1 protein-coding gene is annotated in these 278 nt (G+C 60.8%); it reads left to right on the top strand.

Going from position 1 to position 278, the window contains the following annotated elements; translation table 11 throughout:
- The coding region (locus tag K5S59_RS30595; RefSeq protein ID WP_220784139.1) for a nitrilase-related carbon-nitrogen hydrolase at positions 1–250 on the top strand (250 nt) is incomplete at its 5' end.
- Positions 251–278: the final 28 nt, after the last annotated feature.

The raw sequence follows: 278 nt of genomic DNA, 5'->3' as shown, positions 1-278 counted from the left end.
AATGCGTGCGCTGGAGCTGGCGCGCCCACTGTTGCGCAGCACCAACAACGGCATTACGGCGGTGATTGGCCCGCAGGGTGAGATTCAGGCGATGATCCCGCAGTTCACCCGCGAGGTGTTAACCACTAACGTAACGCCGACCACCGGACTCACCCCGTACTCACGTACCGGCAACTGGCCACTGTGGGTGCTGACGGCACTGTTTGGCTTTGCCGCTGTACTGATGCGTCTGCGTGCTCGCAAACGTTAATGTGCCTGATGCGCGACGCTTATCAGGC

This window comes from Bacillus sp. BML-BC051, from assembly GCF_019656175.1.
In the GTDB taxonomy this organism is placed as follows: Bacteria; Bacillota; Bacilli; order Bacillales; family Bacillaceae_G; genus Bacillus_A; species Bacillus_A mobilis.
The sequence above is the reverse complement of the archived record's forward strand: the minus strand, read 5'-3'. Positions and strand labels throughout refer to the sequence as shown.